7 protein-coding genes are annotated in these 6,594 nt (G+C 53.5%); 4 read left to right on the top strand and 3 right to left on the bottom strand.

Annotated elements, in window-relative coordinates:
* Together ACEW8P_RS04050 and ACEW8P_RS04045 are read right to left on the bottom strand one after the other, a co-directional pair.
* A partial coding sequence (locus ACEW8P_RS04050) for an acyl-CoA thioesterase (RefSeq protein ID WP_373511830.1) occupies positions 1–212 on the bottom strand: 212 nt, incomplete at its 3' end.
* Positions 212–1,147, bottom strand: a complete 936-nt coding sequence (locus ACEW8P_RS04045) for a D-2-hydroxyacid dehydrogenase (RefSeq protein ID WP_373511829.1) — start codon at positions 1,145–1,147, stop codon at positions 212–214. The genes ACEW8P_RS04045 and ACEW8P_RS04050, both read right to left, overlap by 1 nt.
* A 144-nt stretch (positions 1,148–1,291) precedes the next feature.
* Here ACEW8P_RS04045 and ACEW8P_RS04040 point away from each other — a divergent pair, with 144 nt between their 5' ends.
* The 4 genes from ACEW8P_RS04040 to ACEW8P_RS04025 all read left to right on the top strand — a co-directional run bounded on the left by ACEW8P_RS04040 (position 1,292) and on the right by ACEW8P_RS04025 (position 6,055).
* Complete coding sequence (locus tag ACEW8P_RS04040) at positions 1,292–2,224, top strand: sugar phosphate isomerase/epimerase family protein (protein WP_373511828.1); 933 nt, start codon at positions 1,292–1,294, stop codon at positions 2,222–2,224.
* Positions 2,225–2,239: 15 nt separating this feature from the next.
* Complete coding sequence (locus tag ACEW8P_RS04035) at positions 2,240–3,949, top strand: lamin tail domain-containing protein (RefSeq protein ID WP_373511827.1); 1,710 nt, start codon at positions 2,240–2,242, stop codon at positions 3,947–3,949.
* Between the two features lie 61 nt (positions 3,950–4,010).
* Entirely contained in the window at positions 4,011–4,622 is a 612-nt protein-coding gene (locus ACEW8P_RS04030; protein WP_373511826.1) for an HD domain-containing protein, read from the top strand.
* Positions 4,623–4,768: 146 nt separating this feature from the next.
* Positions 4,769–6,055 (top strand): mandelate racemase/muconate lactonizing enzyme family protein, encoded by a 1,287-nt coding sequence (locus ACEW8P_RS04025; RefSeq protein ID WP_373511825.1) that lies wholly within the window; start codon positions 4,769–4,771, stop codon positions 6,053–6,055.
* 42 nt (positions 6,056–6,097) lie between these two features.
* Here the strand turns inward: ACEW8P_RS04025 and ACEW8P_RS04020 are convergent.
* Positions 6,098–6,594, bottom strand: a 497-nt coding sequence (locus ACEW8P_RS04020) for an SgcJ/EcaC family oxidoreductase (protein ID WP_373511824.1), incomplete at its 5' end; no start/stop codon positions are given.

The raw sequence follows: 6,594 nt of genomic DNA, 5'->3' as shown, positions 1-6,594 counted from the left end.
TAGCGGGCGGGCTGGTGATAGCGCGAGCGGTTTTCATAGACGGGCATCAGCACACCCGCGTCTTCCATTGCCTTATAATGAAAGTCCAGACTACGCAACGCCTCCACCCGCCCGATTTCGAAATAGCGGGCATAGTTGCCGTAATACACATAACCCATTTGATCTGTGTCGGCGTAACGCACGCGAATATTTTTTACTTCGTAGCTGAACATCAGTACCCCTTCCCTAAGTCCACTTCGCTTTCCAAAGCTTCTCCGGCTTCCAGGTTAGCCAGGTTACGGAGGAAGAGTTCGACTTTGCCCACATCCTCGTCGGCCTGGCCGCCGCCGGTATGCTGAGTCAGGATGACGTTGGGAAGCGTCCAGAGCGGGTTGTCGGCGGGCAGCGGCTCTACTTCGGTCACATCCAGCACGGCCCCGCTGAGGTGGTCGTTGCGCAAGGCGTCGAGCAGGGCGTCTTCATCGGTCGTGTTGCCACGGCCTACATTGGCGTACACACTGCCGGACTTCATGGTAGCCAGCATTTCGCGATCCACGTACTTTTCCGCCGTGCCCGGTAGGGTGTTGACCACGATGTCCACCAGCGGCAGCACGGCCAGCAACTCTTCTTTACTACGTATTTCAGCATTTGGCGCGGTGCGGGCCACCGTTCTGACGCGACAGCGAAATCCTTCCAGTATCTGACGCGTAGCGGTGCCGATGGTGCCACCGCCCAGGACGACCACCTCGCGACGATCCATAAGACCGAGGTAAGGTCGCATCGTGTGGCCTACCCATTGTTTGTTTTGTTTCAAAAGCGTAAGCGCATCGATCCCACGGTAGAGAGCCATCAACCCAGCTACGATAGTCTCGGCGCAGGGCCTGGCGAACCAGTCGCCCATGTTGGCAGCGCGGCCTTTAATTTTCACACCTTTATATTTGTCGAATCCGGCGGAGTCCAATTGCCAGAATTCCAAGTCGATCGGTTTGGTATCTAGCCACTGGAGCGGCGGATTTCCTAAAATCAGTTGCCCGCGGTCAAATTTCTCCCGAGCTGTGGCATCAGTATCGCCCTCTTCCCGAAACTCAACACTGTGGCCATCGGAAATGCCGGCGAGCAGTTGCTGTCGGAGGTCTTCCTTTAGGTTTGTATGGATATAAATCTGCATGGTTCTTAGCGAAAAAAAGAGTAGTTCTTTCAGGTTTCTTTTACAAGTATAGCAAGATTTTCAGGAAGGTGTCCCAAATTATTTTCCTCACGGTTGACGATAAAACGCTATATTGACTGCTTAAAGCGCTCACTTCATGTATCTATGCAAAGACGACATTTCTTCAAAAACGCCGCTGCCGGAGCCGCTGTACTTTCAGCCACTCCCAACCTTACTCCAATAGTCGCCGCACCTGCGCCGACATCCGCTGCCAAAATCAAGCTCAGTGTGTCGAGCTACTCCTACTGGCACTTCAAAGGCGACCGATTTCCCATCGAAAAGGTGATCGACGATGCCGCCAGTTTAGGCCTGGAAGGCATCGACGTATTACACCGCCAAATGGAGAGCGAGGACAACGCCTATTTGCAAAAATTAAAACGCCACGCTTTCGTCAACGGCATCGCGATGACCTGCCTCTCGATCCACCAGGGATTCGTAACGCCCGACGCCGCCGAGCGGCAAAAACATATCGACCACACACTGCACTGCATGGAACTGGCCGCCGACATGGGCATCCCCTGCATGAGGCTCAACACGGGCCGTTGGGGTACTATCAAATCGTTCGATGATTTTATGGCTAAACGCGGGCAGGAACCCGCTTTGGATGGCTACACCGAAGAAGACGCCTATAAGTGGTGCACCGAGAGCATCGAGAAGTGCATCCCCCGCGCCGAGGAACTAGGCGTACTTTTGGCACTGGAAAACCATTGGGGCCTCGGCTCCACGCCCGAGGGAATGCTACGGATCATGAAAGCTGTGGACTCACCCTGGCTGCAACTGCTGATGGATACGGGTAATTTTCTGGAAAACCCCTACGACAAATTGGCGATGATTGCGCCCTACACCTGCTTTGTGCAAGCCAAGACCTACTACGGCGGCGGTGAGTGGTACAGCCTGGATCTGGATTACAAGCGGATCGCCGATATTCTGAAAAAGGTAAACTACCAAGGCTACCTGTCCCTGGAATTCGAAGGCAAAGAAGCCGCTGATTCGGGCGTGAGAAAGAGCGTAGAGATGCTAAGGAAAGCGTTAAGCTGAATATAAATTTGGTGCATGATCCTCACCGGATACTATATCGCCAAATTTCGATTCGCCAAGTTACTTGTACTGCTTGGCTTCGGTTTTCTGTGGGCTAACCCCTCTTTCCCTCAAAGCTACAACTCGGTTATTATCACCGAAATCATGGCCGATCCCACCCCCGTGGTCGGTCTGCCTAACGTCGAGTACATAGAAATTTTCAACCGAACCCAGCAGCCTATCTCGATGAAGGGTTGGAAATTCGGTACTGCCCTTCTACCCGATTCGGTACTTTCCCCAGGGGGATACGCTATTTTATGTTCCCGGAATTCGGTACCTCTGCTAACCCGCTTCGGAAAGGTCTGGGGACTCTCTACTTTTTCATTGGTAAACGCAGGGGCCACACTGACACTACGCAACGCCAAGGGAACGCTCGTTTTTTCGGTTGCCTACAAAGACACTTGGTGGGTATCCAACCGCCGCAGTGGTGGCTACGCGCTGGAAATGATCGACGTCGCAAATCCTTGCGGTGAAACCGAAAACTGGGGGGCTTCCACCGACCCGCTGGGCGGCACCCCAAACAAACTTAACTCAGTAGCAGCTCCCAATCCCGATCGCAGTCCGCCCGTGGCCGAGCGAGTCGAGATTTTGGGCGAGAATCAATTAACGATCTATTTCAACGAACGACTCGACAGCTTAGCCAGTAGCCAAAGCGGCACCTACGAACTGAAAGGGCGTAGCATCCGCAAGTCAACCATTGAAACGCCCGGTTTCCGTACTTCACTGCTCACACTCGACGCTCCGCTGCTAGCCGGACAAAGCTACGAGTTGACCGTCGGCAACCTGACCGATTGCGCCGGAAATCGAATGAAGGAAACAAATTTTGTATTCGGCTTACCCAGCAAAGCCGATTCGGGGGATGTGATTTTGAACGAGATTCTGTTCGACCCGCGCACGGGTGGTGTAGAATTTGCGGAAATCCACAACCGCAGCCAAAACTACCTCAGCCTGAAAGGTTGGTCGCTGGGCAATGTGAAAGTCGGCGTACCCGGTTCATTCAAAACTATTGCGACAAAAGATTTGCTCCTTGCCCCAAACGAATTCATGGCGTTCAGCGTCAATTCCAAAATCCTGGCTGAGCAGTACCCGACCGAGCGTCCGCGCACGCTGGTGACGCTTCCTTCCATGCCCTCTTTCGTGAACGACGCTGGCGGTGTGGCCCTGCGCGACGCCAGCGGCCGGCTAGTCGATCTTTTTGCGTATATCGATAAGAACCAATCGCCACTGATCACCAATGCGAAAGGCGTTTCACTGGAAAGAATTTACCCCGAACGGCCCGGCAACGACCCCAAAAACTGGCAGTCCGCGGCCTCGGTAGTGGGTTACGCCACACCCGGCTACGCCAACTCGCAGGGCGCGGGTAGTGCAGTCGTTGACGAGTTTGTGATAGAACCGGAAGCCATCACGCCCAACGGCGACGGCGTGGACGACTTTGCCACGATTCGTTATAACCTCACCGGATCGGGCCGCGTGGCGAGCGTCCAAATTTTCGACGTGCAAGGGCGATTGGTACGAAATTTGGTCAAAAATCAAACGATCGGCACCGATGGCTCCCTCCGCTGGGGAGGCCAGGATGATAAAGGTGAAGTAGTTCGTACAGGCTATTATCTGGTACTCATCGACTCATTCGACGGCGTAGGCAATACCCAACAATTCAAGAAGAAAGTAGTAGTGGTGCAACCTTAGGTTTTCGTTATCAAGCCAGGGAGATAGATTAGTTTATTCCGTTCCAGTACTTTGACTAACTATGAATTTGCCCGAAGCCGAAGCATTTATACTCGACAAACTGCGCACCGAACTTTCGGATACGCTGTATTACCACAGCCTGGATCATACCTTGGATGTATCCGAAGCCGTAGAACGGATCGCCGGAGCCGAGGAAATTGCCGATGAGGAGACTTTAACCTTGTTACGTACGGCGGCCTTGTTTCATGATGCGGGATTCATCACCACTTATAAGGGCCACGAGTCGGAAAGCTGCCGGATGGCGCACGAGTACCTTCCTCAATTTGACTACGAACCCCGACAGATTGTGCTGATAAGTGGCATGATCGAAGCCACCAGAATTCCGCAGACCCCAAAGAATAAACTGGAAGAAATCCTGGCCGACGCCGACCTTGACTACCTCGGGCGCCCCGACTACGAACCCATTGCCTACTCGCTCTACCGCGAAATGCACGCACGGGATTTAGTGGAAGACGAAGCCGCCTGGAACCAAATCCAGATAAATTTTATCGAAAAACACCAGTATTGGACTGCTTACGCGCAGACCATCCGGCAGCCCGCCAAGTACTATCATTTGCGGAGACTAAAGAAGGAGGCCCCTCGGCTACGCTCAGGCGGGGCCGACCGTCGGTGACAAACTAGGATAGGAAACGGCTAAGTATACAGCAGTTGAGTCATCGCTCCCTCGCAGTGAAAAGTGGGCTTTTTTGAGTAAAAAGAACCCACTTTTCGCTCTTCTGTTTGCAAGCAATCATCCTAAACCAATCTCCTAAACCGCCCATGTCAGAAAATATAAACTCCCGCCGCAACTTCCTGCGAAAAGGTGCCCTCGCCAGCGCCATGGCCGCTTACGCCGGAACTACCTACGGCGACGGCCTCATGAACGCCGTCGAGCGGACACCGATGTCGTCCAAGCCATCCGACCTCAAGATCACCGACCTAAAATGTGGGTTCATTCGGGGTGGATACAGTCTTTTTGTAAAAATCCACACCAATCAAGGCATTTGGGGTTGTGGTGAGGGCGTAGATGCCGTGCCGGGTACTTATCATTTGGTTAAAACGATGGGCAGGCAGTTGACGGGGAAAAGTCCGCTCAATGTGCATCGATTGTTCGAGGATATTCGCCGGGCTGGCTTTTTTAAAGGCGCTCAGGCGGGAATGTACATTTCGGTGCTGACAGCCGTAGAAACGGCTCTCTGGGATTTGGTAGGGAAAGCTTACGGGATGCCTGTCTATCAGTTGCTGGGTGGGAAGTTTCGCGATAAAATCCGCGTGTATTGTGATACGGCCGCCTATCGCTCCGAAGGTCCAAAGCCAGAAGACTTCGCAAAAGCCGCCGACAACGCTGTGAAGGCAGGCTATACCGCCGTAAAGTTTGACATCGACGAGGCCAAGGACCCCGCTAAATACGACGCCTATAACTGGACAGCCAGTCAGGGCGAACTCGACCGAATGTACGACCAAATCGCTGCAGTGCGGGAGGCAGTCGGGCCATACATCGACATCTGCGTGGACGCCCATGGCCGCTACGACATGACAACGGGCAAGAAAATGGCGAAGATGTTCGAGCCACTCAAACTCCTCTTTCTCGAAGAGCCCATTCCCGCCGAAAACCCCGAAGCCTACCGATACATCTCGGAAGGCACCGATACGCCCATCTGCGCGGGTGAAAACCACTATCTCGCCCACGGCTTTCGTAAGTTGATGGAACTGGGCGCGGTGGACATCATTATGCCCGACCTCCAAAAGGCGGGTGGTTTGGGGGAAGCGCAGCGCATCGCCAATCTGGCCAACCTCTATTATGTACCCTTCGCGCCGCACATGGTGGCCTCCTACCTGGGCGCGATGTCGTCCTGCCACGTCTGCGCGTCGGTTCCCAACTTCCTGATTCTGGAATGGCAAGTGTATTTTGATGAGAATCCGATGTATAAGGAGATCGTGACCTTCGACGGGCCGATGGTGGACAAAGGCTTCATCACATTATCCGAGAAACCGGGCATTGGCGTGGATATTAACGAAGAAGGTTTGAAAAAGTACGCCGCCGAAGGGGTGCCGTTTTTTGAGTAAAACAGGGGATGCCGCCGGGCGGGACGCCGCCCGGCGGCAACTTTATTCTTCTTCCTGATCTTCATTATAAATTTCCCGGATACAGACGTACTTGCCATCGCGTTTCTCGAAGAGCGCCATATAGCTGCCGGTGGTCGCCTTATCGCCCGAGGCATGCTGGAAGGTACTTTTACCGACTTCAAGTACTTGATCGCCCATTGAAAAAACGTCCATGGTTTCGAAGGAAATCGTTCCCTCCCTCGAGTTGCTAGCGAAATCCTGCTCCTGATACGCCCGGATGGCTTCTTTTCCTACCAAGGTGGGCGCGTTGTTGGGCATGGATACGGCATCGTCGCCATATAGTTCCATCATGGCCGACAGGTTTTTGGTATTAATCGACTCGGCCCAAGCGGTTTCTACGGCTTCTATTTCTGCTCGGGTCTGCGACGGATCGGGAGCGGCTATTTCGGTGGTTTCGGCAGCTTCCTGCTTTTCGGTTGAATCGTTGCAACTCAATGTCAAGAGAGCGACTAAGATCAGGACGATGTTGAGGTAGTTCT

Source organism: Persicitalea sp. (assembly GCF_041751555.1).
GTDB lineage: Bacteria > Bacteroidota > Bacteroidia > Cytophagales > Spirosomataceae > Persicitalea.
Note: the sequence above shows the minus strand (reverse complement) of the source record. Positions and strands in the feature narration are given on the sequence as shown.

Coding starts and splice junctions, on each gene's coding strand:
- ACEW8P_RS04045 (WP_373511829.1), bottom strand. CDS start 1,147: ATGCAGATTTATATCCATACAAACCTAAAGGAAGACCTCCGACAGCAA.
- ACEW8P_RS04040 (WP_373511828.1), top strand. CDS start 1,292: ATGCAAAGACGACATTTCTTCAAAAACGCCGCTGCCGGAGCCGCTGTA.
- ACEW8P_RS04035 (WP_373511827.1), top strand. CDS start 2,240: ATGATCCTCACCGGATACTATATCGCCAAATTTCGATTCGCCAAGTTA.
- ACEW8P_RS04030 (WP_373511826.1), top strand. CDS start 4,011: ATGAATTTGCCCGAAGCCGAAGCATTTATACTCGACAAACTGCGCACC.
- ACEW8P_RS04025 (WP_373511825.1), top strand. CDS start 4,769: ATGTCAGAAAATATAAACTCCCGCCGCAACTTCCTGCGAAAAGGTGCC.